Below are 20,258 nucleotides of genomic sequence, written 5' to 3'. Positions count from 1 at the left end.
GTTTGGAAGCTAAGCTTTTGGTTGACGGAGAAGAAATCGCGCTTAACGAGTTTGTCACGAAAATTCTAAGCGGCACGGTCGCCGGTGCAGTGACATCTCTAAAAGGGATAAAGAAGGACTGGAAAACAATTGAGATAAAAGTGACAAGATAAACGAAGTTTACCCTTGCATGCTCACGCTTATCGTTATTTCAGCAAACATTTCCCTTTTTGCCTTACAAATCGGACAGATATAAGGGGGTTCTTCTCGGAAAACTACGTAACCACACTGTTTGCAATACCACAATTTCTGCTTAACCGCTGAAGGCGCTCTCGTTGTTGCAGAAACTATTCCAGCTTTCTTTTCTGCCGAGACCGAAACAGTTTCGTACGCTCTAACCTGCTTTTCCAGCGGTCTGCGTTCTGGAACAGGCTGCAGAGGAGTTTTTCCTTCAAAAACATCCTTTCTCACATACAAAGCACAGTAACACGCTCCAAATTCTTGAACATCCGGGTCTCGATAATCGCAAGGGCATATGATGTCTCTGTCAAAGTCAAAATTTCCAGAAGCAAGTCGGCATGGGCATGATGGATAACCGTAACGTTCTTCATTACGCTTTAGTCCTTCAAGAAGGTCTTTCAAGAAATCTTGGTTGGGGTTCAAGTAATAACCATACGTTTTTGCGTCAGCCTCTGCTCTTTGGCGGACTTGTTCAAGAGTTATCAAATTTCCAAAGTCTCCTTTAACTTGTCCTTGCGGAAACCTGTTATCAAAATTTTATCATCAATTATTATCGTTGGGTAGCTGAGGTATCCGCCTTTGTTCAAAATTTCTTTTTTGATTTTTTCTTTATCTTCTTCGTTGCACAAGTCAACATCAACGTACTCATATTCGATGTTGTTCTCTTTCAGAAATTGCTTTGTCATTTTACACCATGCGCATGTGCTTAATGCGTAGACGAGAACTTTGTGCTTATTGTTTTTACCTGCGATTTTTACAGTGTTCATTTTTTCTACTTCCGTGAATAGTTGTTTATTTGTGTGATAGGTTAAAAAAGGGTTTGGTGAAAGAACATTTCTGCCATTATGCTTTATTGTTTTAGCAATTCTTTGATTCTGTTGTTTACTTCGTTCCAGTTGACTATGTTCCAGAAGGCTTCAATGAATTTGGCTCTGTCATTCTTATAATCAATATAATATGCGTGCTCAAAGACATCCAAAACCATGAGAATCCTAAACATTGGGTAAACATTAGTGTTATGTTTCTCAATCTGCATTATTATAGGCCTATGCGTCTGCCTACAATATGACAATGCCGCCCAACCAGAACCCTCAACGCTCACAGCAGCCTGCGTAAACTCTTTCCTGAACCTTTCAAAACTTCCAAACTCTTTCTCTAATGCGTCGCCTATCATTCCGCCGGGTTTTCCGCCGCCTCTGCCGGGTGGCGCAAGGTTTTCCCAGAAAAGTGAGTGTAGCAAATGACCGCCTATGTTCCATGAGAGCTCTTTCAAGGTGGATTTAACGTCTATGTCTGTGTTTTCTTTGCGTGCTTTATCGAGTTTTTGAAGGATTGCGTTTGCGGCGTTAACGTATGCTTGATGATGCTTACTGTGGTGTATCGTTAATTGTTCTTCAGACATGTAGGGTGTTAAATCGCCATAGCCGTATGGCAGTTTTGGCAGTGCATAAAACTTGGTTGCTTCCATACTAGACACATCCAAATTATTTATTTACTCACAAAACGTTATTATCATTTTTGATTTTCGGAGGCTTAAATAATTGGATAAGTGGGAATGCACAGTTTGCGGCTACATATACGACCCAGAACAAGGAGACCCAGAGCACGGCGTGAAACCTGGAACACCCTTTGAAAAATTACCTGACGATTGGCTTTGTCCAGTTTGTGGCGCGCCTAAGGATCAGTTTGTCAAAAAAGAAGGGTAACATCGACTTTTTTTTATTCTTCTATAGCTTTTACCTTGTAGCTTAGCTTGACTCCTGCTTTTTCGAAGAGTTTTCCAACTGGACAGTTCTGCAAGGTTACCTCATGCATCCTTTGCATTCTATTTTTTGGAACACCTTTTGCTGTGATTTCGAATTTTGCTTCAGTAATTGTGCCTACCTCTTCAGATTTGACGGCTTCAACTTTAACCTCCAAATCTTTCAGTGAAATTCTCATTTTCTTGGCTGTTAAAACAAAAATGGTCGCATAGCAGCCTGCGTGGCTCATTACGCATAGTTCTAGCGCTGATGGTCCCATGTCTGTTCCGGTGTCTCGTGGCAAATCGAGGCATACTGCATGGTTTCTTCCGTCGTCAACGTCTATCCTATAGTCTTTAACGAGTTTTGCATTTGCGAAAAGCTTAGTCAACATTCGCCGCCTCCATAATGATGGTTGATTGAGTTTTCTTTGCGTTCTTTCTTTTATTCTTTTTCAATTTGGGAAAACAAATAAGCAGTGAGGCTATAAAAAAGAGTAGCATAATGCGTTAATAATTTGAGGGTGGTGGGATGAGTCTGATACCCGACGAGCATAAGGAACATCTTAAAGAAGAGCTTAATGAAAAACTGGAGAATCCCGTAAGAATCGTAATGTTCACACAAGCGGTTGAGTGCCAGTTCTGTTCGCAGACGCGTCAACTAATCACTGAGGTTGCGGCTTTAAACGATAAGATTAAGGTTGAAATTTACGATTTTGTGGCAGACGCGGAAAAGGCGAAACAGTACGGCGTTGACAAGGTTCCAGCGTTAATCGTTATGGGCGAGAAAGATTATGGGGTTCGATTTTACGGGTTGCCCTTCGGCTATGAGTTGGCTACGCTTTTGGAAGCCATAATAAACGTTTCGAGAAGAAAAACGGACCTTTCGGAAGAAACAAAAAACAAGCTTAAAGAAGTTAAAGTGCCCGTGCACATTCAGGTTTTTGTGACTTTGACGTGTCCTTACTGTCCGATAGTTGCGAGCATTGCGCACAAGTTTGCAATTGAAAGTGACTTGGTAAGGGCTGACGTGGTTGATTCTGGCGAGTTTCCTCATTTAGCTCAAAAATATGCGGTTATGGGTGTTCCGAAGACTGTCATTAATGAGAAAGTAGATTTTATGGGACCAGTTACGGAAGACTTATTCGCACAACAAGTGTTGCTTGCCGCGGGGCAGATGCCTGAATATATACGTTGACCTTTCTTTCTTACTAAGAAAAGATAAATAGAATTGAAACCATAGGCTTGACTTAAGGTGGCGTCTTTGGGAAAGACTAAAACTTTAGAGGTGATAATTCGCGGAGACTTAATTGAACGTAACATTTTGTTGAAGCTTGGTCAAGCGTTGGCTGATTCTAAGCTTAGAGCTGATTTTAGTGCTTCGATTATTGTGCCGCCTTTTCAGAAGGCTATGGTTAAACGTTATCCTTCTCTGGGCGTTTTGCATGTTGTGGTGGACATTGAAGACCGTTTTCAGTTTGAGGCTCTGCTTAAAGAGCTTTTATGCGTGGAAAAATGCGAGATAGCATCGATTCGTGAGTTGTGTGAGTAGGCGTTTTTGATGAAATTTTCGCCGTTGAGTAAGCGGCTGCTGAAGATTGCTGTTGTGTCTGTTGTTGTGGTTGTTGCTTACTTTGCGGCTAGTGGGTTAAGCGCAATTATGCAGTTAGCCTTTGTTGTTTTTGTTATGGCTGCTTCGCTTTGGGTTACTACTGCTATTCCGTTGGCTGCGACGTCGCTTTTGATTGCGGTTTCTCAACCGTTGCTTGGTATTCAATCGTTTGAGGCTGCGCTTAGACCTTTTTTTGACCCGATTGTGGTTCTTCTTTTGGGCGGTTTTCTTCTTGCGTTAGCCATAGAAAAGCATGATTTGGATGAGGTTTTTGCTCAGAGAATCGTAGCGCGTTTTGGTGTGGATTTGAAGATGGTTACTTTGGGGCTTATGGTTTCCACGGCTTTTCTTTCTATGTGGATAAGTAACACTGCGAGCACGGCAATTATGGTGACGCTTGCGTTGCGGTTAACTGCGGATGTTAAGGATGAGAGGGGGAATGCTTCGAAAATTATGGTTTTGGGAATAGCTTACTCTGCTACTGTCGGGGGGTTGGCGACGTTGATTGGAACGCCTTCTAACGCGTTGGCCGCTGCGATGCTAAAAAAGACTATTGGGTATAATCTTTCATTTTTCGAGTGGTTCCTTTATGGTTTGCCATTAACTGCCATCTTAGTCATTGTGATATGGTTGCTCTTGTTCAAGATTTTTCCTACAGACGTTAAAGAGCTTCCGAAGGTGGAAACGCAACGCAAAAAGCTGACTAAACAGCAAAAAATCACTTTTGCATTGTTTATGTTTGCGGTTGTTTTGTGGGTTACTGGGCAACTTCCTGAACCCTTAGTTGAGTTGACTGGTTGGAGTGGTCATGGCTTGTCTTCGGGCATCGTTGCGGCTATTGTTGCTGTCGCGCTTTTTCTAACCGGCTTATTGGATGAGAACGACCTGCCCAAAGTTAGTTGGAATACTCTGCTTCTTTTTGGTGGAGGCTTAAGTCTCGGCTCAGCCTTGGAAGTTTCCGGTCTGACCGGTTGGATTGGTCAAGGCATAACGCAAGCCACTGGTGGTGGCGGTATAAGTGCAATTTTTCTTTTAGCGTTTTCCGCCTTGGGCTTTAGCATAGTTGCCAGTAACACTGCAAGCTCCAGCGTTTTCATACCAATTGCGATATCGGTTGGCTTAGCGTCTGGGATGAATCCTGTTGTGCTTGCGGTGCTTGTTGCCATATGTTCTAGTCTCGATTTTATGCTTCCTGTTGGTACGCCGCCGAATGCGATTGCTTATAGTACTGGGAGGGTTAAGATGCAGGAGATGGTTAAGGCGGGTGTGCTTCTTGACATTTTGAGTGCGTTGATAACTGTTTTCTTGGCTCTTTTTCTTTGGAGTTTTCTCGTCTAATCCGCTGTTCTAGCATAGTTTTGCTTCGTTCAGCAAATCAATTAAAGCGGCGGCTGGTAAGTAAAAAGGTGAAAGTGGTCTGGTTTGAGTAAAGCCATGAAAGAGCAAATGTTAACAGTTGTTTTCGTTTACAGTGGAGAATTTGCAGAGCGGGTTATAAGGAATTTAATTAACGACCCCAGTTTCTGCAAGTCTTGCGGTTTGTACTGCGACTCATGCAAATATAATGTTTACAGTTATGTGCGTAACATTCGAGCTGCGATGCAGTTGCCAAGTCCGCTTGAGCTTCCTGCTTTTGTTGACAATCCCGAAAAGTACATGCCTAAGGTGGTGCCGAAGGCTGATTTGTGCGTTTCGTCGGGATTGCATAAGGACTTGTTGTTGGAGTTGCCGTATCACCTGCAAAAAGTTGGGATAAAAGGGTTGGTTGTGCCGATAGAAGATTTTGCCGAAGTGCCTTCTGGCTTGAGAAAGCAAGTGGAAGAAAAATGTCAAGAGTTGGGTTTAGAAAGTGCGTTTCCGAAGCCTTTCTGTTCGCTTGAGCCGGCAAAGGACAAGCCTGTAATTTCAGGATTTGTGAATGAGCTTCGAATTGGTAGGCCCTCTTTGGAGATTTTGACTGCGGAGAGAGGTAAGCGTGAAGTTGTTGAGGCGGCTGTTGTTAGGCGAAGTGCTCCATGCGGCTCCACGTGGTATGTTGCGAGAAAACTGGTAGGGGTGGAAACGAAAAGAGAAGTTCTTTATGATGCGATTGCAAAGGCTCATCATAGCTATCCGTGCACGGCAACGATGAATGTGGACCCAGAGGTTAAGGAGCCTATTCTTCACATTGGAGGCTACATTATACGGGAAGAAGTCGAGAAGGCGTTGAAGCAAGCTTTGGCGTAAATGATTGTTTGGTTGTTATTCCAATCGTTTTATGATGTGATATCCAAACTTTGTTTTCACGATGGGCGAGATTTCTCCCTTGTTAAGTTTAAACGCTGCGTTTTCGAATTCTTTGACCATTTTTCCTCTGCTGAAGGTTCCTAGGTCTCCGCCGCGTTTTCCAGAGGGGCATAATGAAACTTCTTTGGCGATGTTGGCGAATTTTTCGCCCTTGTTTAGGCGTTCTAACACTGCTTTGGCTTCTTGCTCCGTTTTGACGAGAATATGCGCACAATGCACTTTGTCTGGCATGAGCAGATAATATCTTCGTTTAGTTTATAATGTTTAACCTTTTTTTTGGGCACTATTTTTAAATTGTTTGGTTGTGTTAGGCTTTTTTATGCATGAGTGGGCTTTGGCTGAAGCAGTGATTGCTGCTGCTTCTGAAATTGCTGAAAAAGAAGGGCTAGAAACTGTTAGAGAAGTCACGGTAAAAGTTGGAGAACTGCAACAGTTAGAACTTGACATATTCGAATTTGCTTTGTCACAGCTTAAACCCGCCAAGTTTCAAAACGCAAAGTTCAAAATAGAAATTGCAGAGGCTGAGTTTAAATGCAGAGTCTGCGGGCATGAGTGGCTTTTCAAAAAAGAAAGGCTTAATGATAATGCCTCTGAAGCCATACACTTCATTCCAGAAGTCGCCCACACCTACATCAAATGTCCAAAATGTGGAAGTCCCGACTTTGAAATACTACGAGGACGCGGCGTCTGGCTTGAAAGCATTAAAGGAGTGAAGAAAGGCGATGGTTGACCCTCGTGTAAGCATCATAGACGAGAGAATGCGTGGAATACGCAATATAATAGCGGTTTCAAGCGGCAAGGGCGGAGTTGGCAAAAGCCTCGTTGCATCAACGCTTGCGCTGACTTTGGCAAAAGAAGGCTACAAAGTTGGACTGTTCGACTTGGACTTCACCAGTCCATCAACGCATCTGATTTTAGGCATTGAGGATTTGCAGCCGAAAGAAGAGAAGGGAATTGTTCCACCAATTGTTCACGGCTTAAAGTACATGTCAATAATTTACTATTCCGGCGAACATGCTGCTCCACTGCGTGGCGCAGACGTTTCAAACGCTTTGATTGAGCTGCTTTCAATCACGAAGTGGGAAAAGCTGGATTATCTCGTAGTAGACATGCCGCCTGGAATAGGAGACGCAACACTCGACCTTATACGTTTGATTAAACGCATCAACTTTCTCATCGTAACGACGCCTTCACAACTTGCCTTCGAAACAGTTCGAAAACTCGTAGGCTTACTTAAGGAACTGAAAATTCCAGTGATAGGCGTTATTGAAAACATGAAAATGGAAAATTCAAACATTATCCAAAAACAAACCCAAAAGTTAGGCGTGAAGTTTCTCAGCGAAATCCCCTACGACTCAAATGTAGAAGAAGCAATAGGCAACACAAATAAACTCCTAAACACCAAACTCGCCCAAAAAATGAAAGAAATAGCCACTTCTCCAACATTAAAAATCAACCAATAACACAAAACTTCAAAGACCTAACGCTACACTAAAAGTGAAGGCAAACTTCAACCTATTTATAAGGGGGTATACTTTCCGCAGAGACTAAAAATAGCCGGTCAAGAATTCAATTTTCCTTCCTCAACTTCCTGCTTTAACAATACTACCGCATCAGCCTTCACATCACGGCTAACCACAACGTTTGGACCAATCCAACTGTTACATCCAACCTTAACGCCAGGCATGAAAAGCGCATTTATCCCAGTCTTCACATTGTCACCCAAAACCACACCAAGCTTTGTTCTTCCACTATCCACAACCCTATCCTTAACCACCATCTTCACCGTTCCAGCATCAAATCTATAATTCGCCGTTACTGTGCCAGCCCCCAAATTACATTTCTCACCCAAAATACTGTCGCCAACATAAGACAGATGTCCAACATGCACACCATCCATAACTATACTATTCTTCACTTCACAAGCATTACCAATCCGAACCTTCTTACCAATACTAGTGTATGGACGAATGTAACAATTAGGTCCAATATCACTCTCCTCATCAATAAACGCTGGGCCTTCAACATAAGCTCCTGAACGTATCCGCGCACTTTCCGCGACACTAACAGGCCCAACCAAATGCGCACCGCTTTCCACAATCCCACAAACCTTATGCTCTTTCCTCATCAACGCCCAACGATTCGCCTCAAGCAAATCCCAAGGTCTCCCAATATCAATCCAATCCTCCCTCGAAATCTTAACAGCCAAAACCGTCTTATCTTTAGCCAAAAGCGAAATAGCATCCGTTACTTCCCATTCACCCCTAGCCGATTTCGATGTCGCCTTCAGCTTTTCAAAAATTTCAGTTGAAAACACGTAAATGCCCGCATTCGCCAAGTTTGTTGGCGCTTCACCACGGTTTGGCTTCTCCACTATACGCTTAACAGTTTTCTCATTCTCAAGCTCCACCACACCATAATTCTCCGGATTCTCAACCAGAACCACAGCCATCGTTGCCGCAGGTTTTTCTTCCCTATGCAGATTAACAACATTCTTCACGGCTTCTGCAGAAAACAGCAAGTCACCATAAACCAGCAGAAAATCATCCTCTACATAAGGCTCAGCAACACTCACAGCATCGCCAGTACCAAGCACATTCTTCTGCTCAGCATAATCGATTTTCAACCCAAACTTTCTGCCATCACCAAAAAACTCGCGAATCGCATCTCCCATATAATGAACAACAATTAAAACCTCGTCAACCCCGCAACTTTTCACAGCACTTAAGCAATGTCCCAATATCGTTTTTCCGCCAACCTTTATCAAATGCTTCGGTCTAGTCGACGTGATTGGTTGAAGCCTAACTCCTTCACCAGCAGCCAAAACCACTGCTTTCACTTTTCCATCTCCTTAACAAGTTTCCTAACAAACACCACACTCTTACCCATTATCTCCTTTGCTGCTTTTAATGATTCACCCTCAACCGTCAACCTAATAAGCGGTTCAGTGCCAGAAGCCCTAACCAAAACCCACCCATCCTTAAAAGCCAAACGCATACCATCAACCGTAGATGACTCTATAAACTTTGGAAAAACAGTTTTCAAGCCCTTCTCAACTTTCTCCACGACCTTACATTTCACACCATCCTCACAGTGAACATTTTCTCTAAGCGTCACAAATTTAGGCGCCTCAGCAACAAATTCTGAAAGCTTTTCACCTTTTTCTTCCAACGCCTTAAGCAGCAACACAGAAGAAAGTATCCCATCTGGACAATAATGAATTTGAGGATGTATCCATGCTCCACACGGTTCTCCACCAAAAACCGCCTTATACCGCTCCATTGCTTCAGCAACATAAACATCACCAACCCTTGTCCTAACAACCTTCCCACGATGCGCCTCAACCATTTTCTCAAAACACATAGACGCCTCAACATTCGTCACCACAACACCACCCTTTTTCTTCCCCACCACGTATGCTGCATACGCAGCTAACACACGGTCAAAATCCACAAAACCACCCTTCTCATCAATGAAACTCACTCTATCACCATCGCCATCATAAGCTATTCCAACATCAGCACCAAACTCCCGAACAATCCTAGCTAAAGACCTTAAAACCTCAGCATTTGGTTCAGGGCTTCTGGCAGAGAAAAACCCATCAGCATGCGCATTGACAGCAGTTACTTTGCATCCTAACCTTTCAAAAATTAAAGGCGCAAGACTGTGCGTGGCGCCACATCCAGGGTCAACTATTACATGCCATTTTTTGCGTAATTTGACACTTTTCTTTATTGTATCAATATACAACGCATTTTTGTCAACAGATGACGCTTCACCAAAATCACGCCAATCCACAAACCTAAAACGTCCACCCTCAATAATTCCTTCAATTGCCTCCTGTTCCTTTTCACCATAAGCCATACTATCGCTACCAAAAATTTTAATACCATTATATTGTGGCGGATTATGCGAAGCAGTAATCATCACACCAGCATCAGCATTTAACTGCTTCGTTAAAAATGCCAAAACAGAAGTCGGCGCAACACCCAAACAACTAACATCCGTTCCTCCAGCCAACAAACCAGAAACCAACGCGTTTTCAATCATCAAACCAGAAACTCTAGTATCACGCGCCACAAGCGCTTTCTTCGCCTTACAAAAAGTCGCCACAGCCAAACCCACTTTAACCGCCAAAGTAGGCGTTAAATCAATGTTCACTAAGCCTCGCACGCCTGAACTACCAAACAACCTTGACTTCAACCTTTCCAAGCATCCCTAAATGGGCTAATTCACCTTTATGGTTTAAATAAATTTAGGCACTTGCTATAGAGCTGCTTTTCCGCTTAAACCTTTCAAGAAATTCTATCAACTTTTCTCTCGTTGGATGCAAACCATTCGAACTTGAAATGTAATAGGCTGCAACAGCATTAGCCAACAACAAACGACAACCATCCGAAAGCCCACAAGCATCTCCAACAATATTCCCCGCATTCCAAGCATCTCCCGCACCAGTCACCCTCAAAACTGGAACCTTGAAAGCAGGAACAACTGTTTCGCCTTTTTTGGTAAATGTTACCGAGAAGCTTGTTGTGTGCAAGTCAACTCGCGCAGACAGGTGCGACCTCAAGATTTTAGCGGCTTCCTTTGCTAATTCGTTAAATTTCAAGCGTTTTCCAATTTTTTTCAGTTCATTGCTCACTTGGGATACATAACATACTGCTTCGTTCTCATTTACGCTTAAAATATCCAAAAATTTGCTCTGCAAAACTTTCCTCGTCAATTCAGAAACTTTTTCGTTGTTAGGAGTTGGGTCTGCCGTGTCACAGTAAGTCTTGCCTTTCCCCTTTGTTTTAACATGTCTAAAAACGGTCTCAGCTAACTCTGTTCCAAAACGCCTAGTCCCAGCCCAGTTAAAAACACATGCGTAATCAGCCTTCTCAATTGCTTCAAAATCTTCACTGCTTAGATTATTGGGTCCAAAATTAGCAAGCGAACCCACATCTCTGAGCATAACATTAGCCTTTCCTTTTTCCGTTTTGAATTCCATAGCGGTTGTTATTGATGGTTTTTCAAGAATCTTTACACGAGAAAGGTTAACCATGCTGGATTTAAGGTAAAATCTGATAAACTCTAGTCCTAGTTTACTCGTGCAAACTATTGGAGTAACATTCACACCCAAAGCAGCCAAAGCTGATGCTGTGTTAATCGCGTTTCCGCCTCTAAACTCTGCTTGTTCAATACCATCTATGCTTCCGCCTTTCCGTTCAATAACATCCATGAGCGCGTCACAGAAACTCTCTGCATCAAAGCTTATGCTCAAAAAACGGTCAAAGAAAAAATCTGGCATAACAACTACGCTAAATTCTCTAATTCCGTTTTTCAAGAAATCTAACAATTCTTCAAGAAAATCAGAAGACACGCCTTGCTTCACCATAAAGCAGAGTAACCAGCGAATCCAGATAACGTTTTTCATAATTCCTTATGGCTTTAACCAAGCAAGAAGCGAATGCAAACCCAAATAATATCGCCGAAAAATAAGGCTACGATTAAACCTGCAGTTATGAAGATGAGCATTGGAAGACCAGGCGTTGCCCAAACGTTGTTTTGAATTTTCCCAGCGTCCGCTGCCTTACTTAACCGCTCAATTATGGCGTTTCTCCCTTCATCCTTAGGAATGATGACCAATTTCTGTTTGAAAGTTTCTTCCTCCACATCTTCCAAAGGATACAAATGCCATTTTTGCTTTAACTTGTCAATAGGAACCTTGTAACCAGTTATCAAAACCAAAATTTTCCTCCCAAAAGATTCGCTCTCATAACCCTTTCCAAAAAGTTCCTTCCCCGTTCTCCAACGCCAAAACACGTTACGCAAAAGAATGTAAACAGCCGCTGCTGCCGCAAACAAGACAGCGTTACTGAAAACACTTATTGGAAAAAGCATTTGTGAAATTGGCGAATTCTGTCCTGATAACGGAGTGAATAGTCTTTCTGGATAAAAGGGCAATGCAAGCGCTAGGCACATCAAAGCTTTCGCGTCAGCACCTCCAAAACCTCCAGAATAGAAAAGGATTATTGCGAAGGCTGATGTCAAACCGAAACTTAAGCCATAAAAAGGCAGTTGAGATTGCTCAACAAGAATCAGCTCCATAAATGTCAATGCAAACGCTGGAGGCGCAAACAGTATCCACACACTATTGCTTACTTCGCGAGTTTTGTAATCAGAAAAGGAGGCATATACTAAAAATGCGAGAGCAAGCGAAGTTCTTGCTAATGCCAGTATTGTCTGCAACCTTGAACACCACTCAACAACGACGAACTTTCTATTTTAATGATTGCCTATTATAACTGTTAGGCTGCTTTAGCGAAAGATTAGGTTTGTTATAATAAAAGTTTAGAAATCTAAGATATAAGTTATTGAAAATTTGGAATTAGGGTGCTTGTTCTGGGAATGGTAGTTCGTGTCCCGTTTCCGTGACTATCTTGTAGTAGTAGTAGTTTCCCGATGCCCAGTCATTTGCTACATCGTTTGGCCAAGACAATGCTATTGTGGCTACTGATTTTGCGTTAAGCATAATTCCCGTGCCAATGTTCGTGTATGCTGTCACATTAACAAGGTTGGCTTGCGCTGTTCCCAGGTAAAGCCTCACTATTTTAGTGTTGCCAGTTCCAGAATTGCCTACAGTTATGTAAGTCTTTTTTTCAGTTGAATTCCAGTAAATATTCTCTTTGTATAGCGATACGCCTGCTTGTTGTCCAGAACTACTTACGTAGGTCATTATCCACGCGTATGTAACAACTATAGCTGCAACGGCAATAACAATCAGCAATAACGTAGCCAATATTGGTGATATAGCTTTTCTAGATTTTAACACGTTATTTTCTGTTAACATAGCATCTCCCTTTTACTGTTTAGGAAATCCTCAGATTTCTTATTTAACTTGTATGAATCTGAAATCTGCATTCTAAATAACTCGAGAATCGAACAGTGCAAACCTAACCCTCCGTTGTAACCGTAACTGTTGGTGGGTACTCAACAATTATCCACAGGCCATTTTCTCCGCTATAGATTGGTGTAGTTCCGTCAAACGTAACCACGGCGCCATGCCATGTAACATCTAATGCATACGTAAACGCCACTTGAGCCATCGATGTTACTGGAGCTAATTCAATAGCTCTTTCTGTGGCATTAGAAACTCTGAGAGCGCCTGTTTTGTCTCCTGCAATAGCATCAAAAACGTAGAGCATTTCATTCGCTGTGTCAGTGAACATTATTCCTGTACCTCTATTTCCAGAGATGAACTGGCTCCAATGGTGTTCCCAAGTGGAACTTGAGGTATTATAGAATAGACCTGTTGCCTCCGAGACTGCAGGAAAACCGCCTACAATTCCATTTTCAGTTTGTGGTGTACCTATCATAGTGGTTAATTTAAGTGGGCATAAGTCTGTGATGGTTCTGGCTTGCTGTGAATTTACAAACATTAGTCTCAACTGGTAAGTGTAGTAGGATGCGTTGGCTGGCAAAGTTATTACTACATGGGCGTAAAGATTCGGACAGTTGTCAGCTCCGCCACTCCACTCTGATTCTTGATGCACTATGTCCCTTACTATGCCATGATGAATTACGTATGCTGGACTTGCTCCATAAACACTCCATTCGTTGTTGATGCGCATGAATGATGCAACTGAAGATTGGGTCCCAGCAGTAGAGGTTACAGGAAATCCATTATCATTGTCGTCAGGAGGAAACTGAAGTGTCAATATTCCATTTGTCAGCGTTCTGCCAGAAGGATTGTCTCCGGTGAAGTATCTGTTGGTGTATGCATAAGCTGTCTGATTAACGTCGTCTCCTCCATCCCACCATATAGTGATTTTAGAAACTTTGCTAGTTACGAGAAAAACCAGCATGTTCCTGTTGTTAAAAACACTCGCATTGTTAGCCAGTCCTAACGGTATGCGATATTCTGACGCCCAATCTTCAATTTGGAACGGAACCTCTGTATTTACGCCATCTATGGTTTGGTTTACTCGAATAGCCTTCACTGGTATGGGTGGAATAGGTTGAGCTTGTGTTGACAACTGCAAATTCTGGCCGAGCCACCTCATCGTGCCATTTTGTAACAACTCAATAACAACCGTCGCATTTTGCAAAGACGCATACAAATCTGGAGACGGCCAAACTTTTAGAATTGTTGCGTCTATTCTCCAACTGTCTTGAATAGAATCCAAGCTTTCGCTAGCGCCCTTAAATCTTATAGTAAACACTGAAGCGTCTAAGTAAGGAATAACTGAAACGTTGTTCCATCCGTTTACGAGACTTGGGAAAAGATTCTGCCATGAGCCACCATACCAAACATCCACCCGCAAGTTTTCTGTAGCGTTCATATTGTCGACGTAAATGGCAAGTTCCTCTGTTGTTCCGTTATAGTAGACATTTGTCCATTGAACTTCCAAGTCAAGTTCATAGTTGTCTCCTCCAAACGCCACATAAATTACTTGTCTTCCAGAAGCTTCTACATTGCTCCAACTCAACCTGAATCCGGTAGACAAGAACGAAACAAAATCTGCTGAACCTCGTAATGAGAATGTGTCGGAAGCGGTTCTATCTCTCCATTGAATGATTCTTGTGTTCAAAGTTTCCATTTCATTATCCGAAGTGCTTAAGCCATCTCGGTCTTCAAACCATGTCACGCCCCTATCAGCTGCAGATGTCGCTCCACCTAGAGATGCTTCAGCGTGTTGACCTATCATAGTTGATGAGCGCCCTTGCGTTGCCAACATTATTGCTGCTGGTTGAAAACCAAGAGTTGCAATATCCTGGGTTCCTGTGGAAGTTGGCGAATTGAAACTTCCCACATCATAATTTCCACCTTTTAATGCAAGATAAAAGATTGGAGTTATAGCTGCAGGAGCATCAATTTTGTTAACTCTAAAACCGTCAGCTAGAAATTGGCTGAAATCAACAATTGCGTCTTGACTGCCTGATGTTGGATCCAGAAGAAGTATGCAGGAGTCTGTTCTCTGTTGTCGCCATGTATCTGTGGTTCCTCTGCCATCTTCAGAAGCGGCAACCAATGCTGCCCTCTTTGTTGGGGACGCGGCAAATCCTATGCCTATCTCAGCGTGAGAGGTGCCTGTGTTCACTGCTTCGGTATAAGTCCAGAGAAACATTGCAAAATTTGGTTGGAAGCCAACACCTGTTATGTCTTGTGTTCCAGACGCTGTCGATAGACTAAATGAACCTGCTTTTGCGTAGATTAAGTCTTCTCCACCTAGAGCTAAATAATGTATTATGTCCGCTCTATTCTCGTTTATTTGCCAGTTTAAGGAAAAACCGTCCGCATCAAAACTCGTTATGCTGGCTAAAGCCGTAGCGGTGGGGTTTCCTGAAGACAGAATTATTATTGAATATGTTTCAGACCTGTACCTTCCAGCATTTGAGTCTGCCAGTCCATCGTCTGATGCAAAAGCAACTCCGCGATTTTGATATAGCCCGCTATAATTGGTTGCGAATCCGTAGCCTACACTAATGGAGGGTAATTCACCCAATAAGGTTTGTCGTGTCCACCATAAGATAACTACTTTAGGCGTGAAACCAACACCAGTGACTGCCTGTGTTCCTGTCGTTGTGGCTTTTGTGAAAGTTCCCTTTTTAGCCAGGAAATTTCTACTGGTCTTTCCTTCTGTTAGAGTGTCGAAAACTCCATCAAAAGATTGCTGAGCTGGAAAGTTGCTATGTGACCCTTTATCTTCTGAGGCATCTACATCCGATGTGTTGTTATCCACGTAGTTTTGCGATGAGGATTGAGCTGAGCTCCATGATAATGTAATCGTATAGTGGCTGAATGTGGAAGCAACAACAATTATTCCTCTTGAATCTTTTACTTGAATAACATAAGACTTTGGGTCTATCCCTGATGGAATATCTACTAAATATGTGCCATTTGCGTAGGCTATTGGCTCCGTGCTTGGCTCAATTAATGTCCATGACGAATTTGTTTCCCAGTAACGGTAGAACTTGAAGTTTTGTTTTCCAAGATTTATGAGCGGTTCAATCCCATCTTTGGTTATCTCTAAACAAGCTTCATTGTCCGCTGTTGTGTTCATGACTTTAACATCTAGTCTGCTTGATGTTTCATAGGATACTCCGTAAATTCCGAGACCAGTGAGATTGTATGTTATTACGAGTTCTCCTGTGCTGTAGCTGGTGTTTGTGAACCAGTATGCATAGAGCTGTGATCTGGTTACGTTGAATGATGTTCCCCATTCTGGATGCATGTTTCCCATGTTTTCTAATCCGCTTTGAAGATAGTTTAGGGCAAGCGTCTTCGCGTAAGAAGAGTTTCCTGTAACTTGCAGAATAGAGCCGTAATAGCCTATGGTGAAGCCTAGAATTTGTTTCAAGGCAAGATTAGTTTCATCTATTGCGCTTTGGACTTGTGGTTGATTTTGGATTGGGCTGTTGCGTATCGTGGAGTAAGTGATTACAACTGTCGATATAAGGATAACTGCAACAAGCAAAGCGGCAATTATTGAGAATTGCCCTTTTTCATTCAAGATTATACACCTCCTACAAGCCCAAGCTGCAAAACGACAAGCCTTGAAGTTCCATAAGCTGTGTACTCGGATCGATAAAGTCTTGGCTTATAGCCGCACAAGAGACCTAACGCTGTGAGTCTAATATCCGGGGTTCTTGTTAAACCCAAAGCTAAAAATGAACCTGAAACATTGTTCTTGAAAAACGCGCCTGCAATCCAGTTATCCACTTGATTGAAGATGTAGGATGTTACCGTTAAGTGATAAGTATTCAGTATTGATGAGGGAAGTGCTCTTGTGGCTGTTTGATATGGAGAAGGATAAATACCATAATAATTGCAATAATACGAGGCTTCGTTGGAAAGATAAACAACTCCTGGGCTTCCCGTAATCCAGCCGGAATTATACACATAGTTTTGGTTATCTATGCCTTGAAGGAAAGCTGTTAATCCTGCTGGTCCGACGTGCCTCATTCCGTAGATGCCCCATGTGTTTTGTTCGTCTGGAAATAGCGCAGTATTGCTGACATAGTAGAGTGGATAGCCTACTATGCTAACCCATGTCCAATTGTACTGACGTACTCTTAATCCTAGAGTATGGCAATATTTTGCGTAGGAACTGTGTGCTGGGTCGTATCCAACGCCTGAGCTTGCGTAGTATCCTGCGGGTATTGGTACGGCTTCTCCGAAGGTGTTTATGATTACGGCATTTTGTAACACTTCGTTCTGCAATGCTGTGCCATTTAGTACCTGTGCAAGTTGGGCAGTGTTTTGAATCATTATTGTGATTTGAAAGTATGGTGAAAGTAAATTGTATAGGTCTTGTGCGAGGCTTTGGGCTGTGTATCCGGTGATCCACCATCCGTTGGCATCGCTACAATTCAATATGTACAGCGTTCCTCCGCCGCCTTGCTCTCCAATTTTCTCCGGAACAACATTAAAAGTCACATTAGAAGAAGCGACCAGATAAGATGAAGCTTCTGAATCTATTCCAAGGCTTTCTGCGTTGGAGATTGATTTTAGAGGACTATAGAGTATAGCGCCATCGCTCGAGACCTCGTAAACCGTCAAGTTGTAAACAATACTAGGAGGTAACGTGGCTGCGAGTGCTATTTGAAGTTCGCTCCAAGAAGGGTCATTAGGTGGTTTGAACACTATCTCGCTTAGATCGTAATCCCTATCCAGCGTCTGAAGGGTCGTTAATGCAAGTCTTCTTAGATTGAGAGGTGAAACTTCTCGTGGCTGTGGTAACACGGCGAAGAAGGAGGAAATTATGAAGGCTGCGGTGATGATGATTATTACGAGTAAAACCTCAATTGTTCGCATCATTTTACTTGATCACCTGGTAACCCTCAAGGCTCCACAAAGCCAAGGTCGCTTGATAGGCAATGTCATTGACTATGACTTGGCGTATGTCAGTGGCTACCCATTCCTTTCCTGAAGGGTCTTCTCCGAATACTACTGGAAAAGCCATGGCGCTTATTCCCCATGGCATCATGATGATGCCTCCTTCCACCGCACTTTTTTTGTAAGTGATAACCAAAATGCCGGGGTTATGGGTTGGAATAGTGACATTCTTGTATGGTTGTCCTTTGCCATAATTCACCTTGCCAATTTTATCCGCGCCCAATGGTACTTCACGTAGAGTGAAATCTTCTGCCAATAAAACAAAAGTTGCATTGTAAGAAATCTCTGCTGGGTTATCTCCACCATGAACATCCCAACTATGCGCAATAATCACTCGGCCCTCTTCAATGTTGTCAACAAATGGCATTACGTATTGTCCAGTGGAGCTTACACGTTGATGATATCCAACTCCAATAAGTCCACTTAACTTGGCATACGCAATTAAGGCATATGAAGTGTCTTCCTTTGTGATCTCTGAAAATTCTAACGATGTCGAACCTTTTTCATCAGTATAAACCGTACCGTATGTTGTTTTGTAGTCTGGAAACACTCCTTTTAAGTCAACGGTGAGAAAACAGTAGCTTACTGCAGCGTTTGCTAGAGGGAATCCTCTTCCCGTAACATTAACAGCTATTCTCAATGGGCTTTTGGATTGGGTTTCTGAAATTGAAAGAGTTACAATTGGCGTTATGGTTAGTTGGAAGCCGTAAGTACCGTTTAATCCGAGGAGTCTCGATGCTGTTGAATAGTTAATAGCCTCACTGAATGATGTTAGTAAAAAGTTTCCGAAACCCATTGTTATGTTGCTGTACCATTGATCGGTTTTCGGGTAGTACACTGGTGTCCCAACGGAAGAAATCAGCCGCATAAGCGAAAATGCGCTAAGTCTGTACTGCGTGAACTCTGGATCTTGCAGTCCAAAACCGGTAGGCGTAACGTTTGTTTGCCCCCAATTAGATGGTATGCCTGGGCTCAATAACATGTTGTCAAGCAAATCGCTGCATTTCATTGCGAGGCTTCTGTGCCGTTGATATAATGCTGCGGTTTGTAGAATTTGGTTAAATAGGCTAATGAAAATCAGTATCGCCGCTAAAAAGGCAACGACGGAAACGAGGTGGTCTATTGTTGAACCTGCCATGGCTTATTTCTCCCTCATCCTCCAAAAGATAGAGAAATTGTTCCATTCTCAAATTTTTCAGCCACTATGCAAGTGTTGGCTGAATTGCTCACGAAAGTGGAATTTTTCCATAAAGCATTTTGACCTAGAATAACGCGTGTTGTTGCTGTGATTCCAGTGTTTTCTAGTTTGAAGGTTATGTCCAAAATTTTGCTCGCATTCTGGGTTTCGTCTACTACCGTTTTCAGCGTTGCGCTTCCTGTATACGGATTATTCTCTATATATAGTGGAACATCTGGTTTTTGCGTTACAGAACCAGCTAATATTGTGTCATGGCTTAATGAGAAATACATTTGTTGCATTATGCTGCCTAAATGGCTAGCTGCTTCTTGAAGAGCCAAGCTTCTTCGTGAATCCACCCATGTGCTCATGAGCCAGCTTGCTGTAAGTGGAAATAGGAAAATCTGTAATATTAAAATTGGGACTAAGATGACGTATTCGATGGTTATATGAGGCATCCATATTTCCTCCTTACATCATTATGGATAGAGCCCTAACGATGTAGTCACCTCTCCCGTGTAAAACTTAATAACAGAACCATCCGCTACGTCAATTTCTTCCACTGTGTTGCGAAAGTTGAAGAAACTCTCATCAAATCCTAAACTTTGTTTCAGGAAAGAAACTTCTATTCTAACCGAGTTAACGCTACCCTCTGTTTTGACAGCGACATTCTTTCCCATGAGTGTAACGGATTGTGAAAGGTAAGAATGATTTCCCGAGTTGAGTATGGGCAAGTAAAACTTTGCATAATTAATCGTTTCTCCTCCTGTAAAAATTGTTGAATTCAACATTCTGATTGATGGAGCGACAACTACCCTTATGAAACTTCCATCATTCATTGCCAACTTTTCAACTACAAAAATGTGATTTACTGGCGCGGATGTGCCTTTCTGAAGAAAAGAGTTATCTAAGGGAAAAATGCGTTCGTGATAATTGTCTGCAACTGAATATCTGCTTATAGGCATTTTGAACAAGATGACGCCAGTAGTGTAGTTTGCTAAGTAAACATATCCAGCACCCTTATTCACATAGACAGTGTAATTCAAAACTGCGGTTTCGAAATATATCTGTCCATACTTGCTTGCGTAACGAACTGTTTGTGTACGTCCAGGCATCCATGCCACATCATCTATATCCAGCCCTACTGTTTGCATGAACTGTTTCATCGCGGCGAATTCGTTCTCTGCAATTCGCCCATTCAAGTAGTTGTTTGCAAAAACAACCGCTACAAGAACCAAAACCACAACAGCGCTTGTTATTATAACTGCAGAAATTGCTGGGCTAACTGCTCTTTTATCATTTCTTAGCTTTTTAAGGTGAATATTTTTTATCTTCATTTTCC

The 20,258-nt window shown here is 42.5% G+C and carries 23 protein-coding genes; 8 read left to right on the top strand and 15 right to left on the bottom strand.

The annotated features are described in order from the left end of the window. Positions 1-2: 2 nt before the first annotated feature. Complete coding sequence (locus tag HM003_03490) at positions 3-152, top strand: hypothetical protein (protein ID MBX5328401.1); 150 nt, start codon at positions 3-5, stop codon at positions 150-152. A 7-nt stretch (positions 153-159) separates the two neighbouring features. On the opposite strand, the gene HM003_03485 is transcribed toward HM003_03490, so the two are convergent. The 3 genes from HM003_03485 to HM003_03475 all read right to left on the bottom strand — a co-directional run bounded on the left by HM003_03485 (position 160) and on the right by HM003_03475 (position 1,687). Beyond that, positions 160-705 (bottom strand): ferredoxin:glutaredoxin reductase, encoded by a 546-nt coding sequence (locus HM003_03485; GenBank protein MBX5328400.1) that lies wholly within the window; start codon positions 703-705, stop codon positions 160-162. Further along, entirely contained in the window at positions 702-986 is a 285-nt protein-coding gene (locus tag HM003_03480; protein ID MBX5328399.1) for a glutaredoxin family protein, read from the bottom strand. Before HM003_03480 ends, HM003_03485 begins: the two co-directional genes overlap by 4 nt. Before the next feature lie 83 nt (positions 987-1,069). After that, a complete protein-coding gene (locus HM003_03475; GenBank protein ID MBX5328398.1) occupies positions 1,070-1,687 on the bottom strand; it encodes a superoxide dismutase in 618 nt (205 codons plus the stop codon). 73 nt (positions 1,688-1,760) lie between these two features. Here HM003_03475 and HM003_03470 point away from each other — a divergent pair, with 73 nt between their 5' ends. After that, the gene (locus tag HM003_03470) at positions 1,761-1,925 is read left to right on the top strand and encodes a rubredoxin (protein MBX5328397.1); all 165 of its coding nucleotides are present in this window, start codon (positions 1,761-1,763) and stop codon (positions 1,923-1,925) included. A gap of 13 nt (positions 1,926-1,938) precedes the next feature. Here HM003_03470 and HM003_03465 read toward each other — a convergent pair whose 3' ends face one another. Then, a complete protein-coding gene (locus tag HM003_03465) occupies positions 1,939-2,355 on the bottom strand; it encodes an OsmC family protein (GenBank protein MBX5328396.1) in 417 nt (138 codons plus the stop codon). A 137-nt stretch (positions 2,356-2,492) separates the two neighbouring features. On the opposite strand from HM003_03465, the gene HM003_03460 reads away from it, so the two are divergent. The 4 genes from HM003_03460 (at position 2,493) to HM003_03445 (ending at position 5,798) form a co-directional block, all read left to right on the top strand. Further along, on the top strand, positions 2,493-3,158 hold the full coding sequence (locus HM003_03460; GenBank protein ID MBX5328395.1) for a glutaredoxin: 666 nt from the start codon (positions 2,493-2,495) through the stop codon (positions 3,156-3,158). 66 nt (positions 3,159-3,224) lie between these two features. Next, positions 3,225-3,512: a hypothetical protein gene (locus HM003_03455; protein MBX5328394.1), complete on the top strand. Its 288-nt coding sequence runs from the start codon at positions 3,225-3,227 to the stop codon at positions 3,510-3,512. A 9-nt stretch (positions 3,513-3,521) separates the two neighbouring features. Next, positions 3,522-4,910, top strand: a complete 1,389-nt coding sequence (locus tag HM003_03450) for a DASS family sodium-coupled anion symporter (GenBank protein MBX5328393.1) — start codon at positions 3,522-3,524, stop codon at positions 4,908-4,910. 84 nt (positions 4,911-4,994) lie between these two features. Then, on the top strand, positions 4,995-5,798 hold the full coding sequence (locus tag HM003_03445) for a thymidylate synthase (protein MBX5328392.1): 804 nt from the start codon (positions 4,995-4,997) through the stop codon (positions 5,796-5,798). 15 nt (positions 5,799-5,813) lie between these two features. Here the strand turns inward: HM003_03445 and HM003_03440 are convergent, their stop codons facing one another. Then, positions 5,814-6,089 (bottom strand): peptidylprolyl isomerase, encoded by a 276-nt coding sequence (locus tag HM003_03440; protein ID MBX5328391.1) that lies wholly within the window; start codon positions 6,087-6,089, stop codon positions 5,814-5,816. Positions 6,090-6,177: 88 nt separating this feature from the next. Between HM003_03440 and hypA the strand changes: the two genes are divergently transcribed. Together hypA and HM003_03430 are read left to right on the top strand one after the other, a co-directional pair. Continuing rightward, the gene (hypA, locus tag HM003_03435) at positions 6,178-6,588 is read left to right on the top strand and encodes a hydrogenase nickel incorporation protein HypA (GenBank protein ID MBX5328390.1); all 411 of its coding nucleotides are present in this window, start codon (positions 6,178-6,180) and stop codon (positions 6,586-6,588) included. Beyond that, positions 6,581-7,321 (top strand): P-loop NTPase, encoded by a 741-nt coding sequence (locus HM003_03430; protein MBX5328389.1) that lies wholly within the window; start codon positions 6,581-6,583, stop codon positions 7,319-7,321. The genes hypA and HM003_03430 overlap by 8 nt, the downstream gene beginning before the upstream one ends. Before the next feature lie 98 nt (positions 7,322-7,419). Here HM003_03430 and HM003_03425 read toward each other — a convergent pair whose 3' ends face one another. From HM003_03425 to HM003_03380, 10 genes are all read right to left on the bottom strand, one after another. Beyond that, the gene (locus HM003_03425) at positions 7,420-8,697 is read right to left on the bottom strand and encodes an NTP transferase domain-containing protein (GenBank protein ID MBX5328388.1); all 1,278 of its coding nucleotides are present in this window, start codon (positions 8,695-8,697) and stop codon (positions 7,420-7,422) included. Continuing rightward, entirely contained in the window at positions 8,694-10,061 is a 1,368-nt protein-coding gene (gene glmM / locus HM003_03420) for a phosphoglucosamine mutase (protein ID MBX5328387.1), read from the bottom strand. Before glmM ends, HM003_03425 begins: the two co-directional genes overlap by 4 nt. A 52-nt stretch (positions 10,062-10,113) precedes the next feature. Then, positions 10,114-11,235 carry a carbohydrate kinase family protein gene (locus HM003_03415; GenBank protein MBX5328386.1) on the bottom strand — a complete coding sequence of 374 codons (1,122 nt, stop codon included), beginning with the start codon at positions 11,233-11,235 and terminating at the stop codon, positions 10,114-10,116. A gap of 53 nt (positions 11,236-11,288) precedes the next feature. Continuing rightward, complete coding sequence (locus tag HM003_03410) at positions 11,289-12,089, bottom strand: hypothetical protein (protein ID MBX5328385.1); 801 nt, start codon at positions 12,087-12,089, stop codon at positions 11,289-11,291. A 139-nt stretch (positions 12,090-12,228) separates the two neighbouring features. Then, positions 12,229-12,690, bottom strand: coding sequence for a hypothetical protein (locus HM003_03405; protein ID MBX5328384.1), 462 nt, complete (start codon positions 12,688-12,690; stop codon positions 12,229-12,231). 103 nt (positions 12,691-12,793) lie between these two features. Further along, positions 12,794-16,354, bottom strand: a complete 3,561-nt coding sequence (locus tag HM003_03400) for a hypothetical protein (GenBank protein MBX5328383.1) — start codon at positions 16,352-16,354, stop codon at positions 12,794-12,796. Between the two features lie 2 nt (positions 16,355-16,356). After that, positions 16,357-17,661, bottom strand: a complete 1,305-nt coding sequence (locus HM003_03395; protein ID MBX5328382.1) for a hypothetical protein — start codon at positions 17,659-17,661, stop codon at positions 16,357-16,359. Position 17,662: 1 nt separating this feature from the next. After that, positions 17,663-18,877: a hypothetical protein gene (locus tag HM003_03390; GenBank protein ID MBX5328381.1), complete on the bottom strand. Its 1,215-nt coding sequence runs from the start codon at positions 18,875-18,877 to the stop codon at positions 17,663-17,665. Between the two features lie 14 nt (positions 18,878-18,891). After that, positions 18,892-19,374 carry a hypothetical protein gene (locus HM003_03385; GenBank protein MBX5328380.1) on the bottom strand — a complete coding sequence of 161 codons (483 nt, stop codon included), beginning with the start codon at positions 19,372-19,374 and terminating at the stop codon, positions 18,892-18,894. Positions 19,375-19,395: 21 nt separating this feature from the next. Beyond that, the gene (locus HM003_03380) at positions 19,396-20,253 is read right to left on the bottom strand and encodes a hypothetical protein (GenBank protein MBX5328379.1); all 858 of its coding nucleotides are present in this window, start codon (positions 20,251-20,253) and stop codon (positions 19,396-19,398) included. Positions 20,254-20,258: the final 5 nt, after the last annotated feature.

Source organism: Candidatus Bathyarchaeota archaeon A05DMB-5 (genome assembly GCA_019685655.1).
Classification (GTDB): domain Archaea; phylum Thermoproteota; class Bathyarchaeia; order Bathyarchaeales; family Bathycorpusculaceae; genus DSLH01.
The sequence above is the reverse complement of the archived record's forward strand: the minus strand, read 5'-3'. Positions and strand labels throughout refer to the sequence as shown.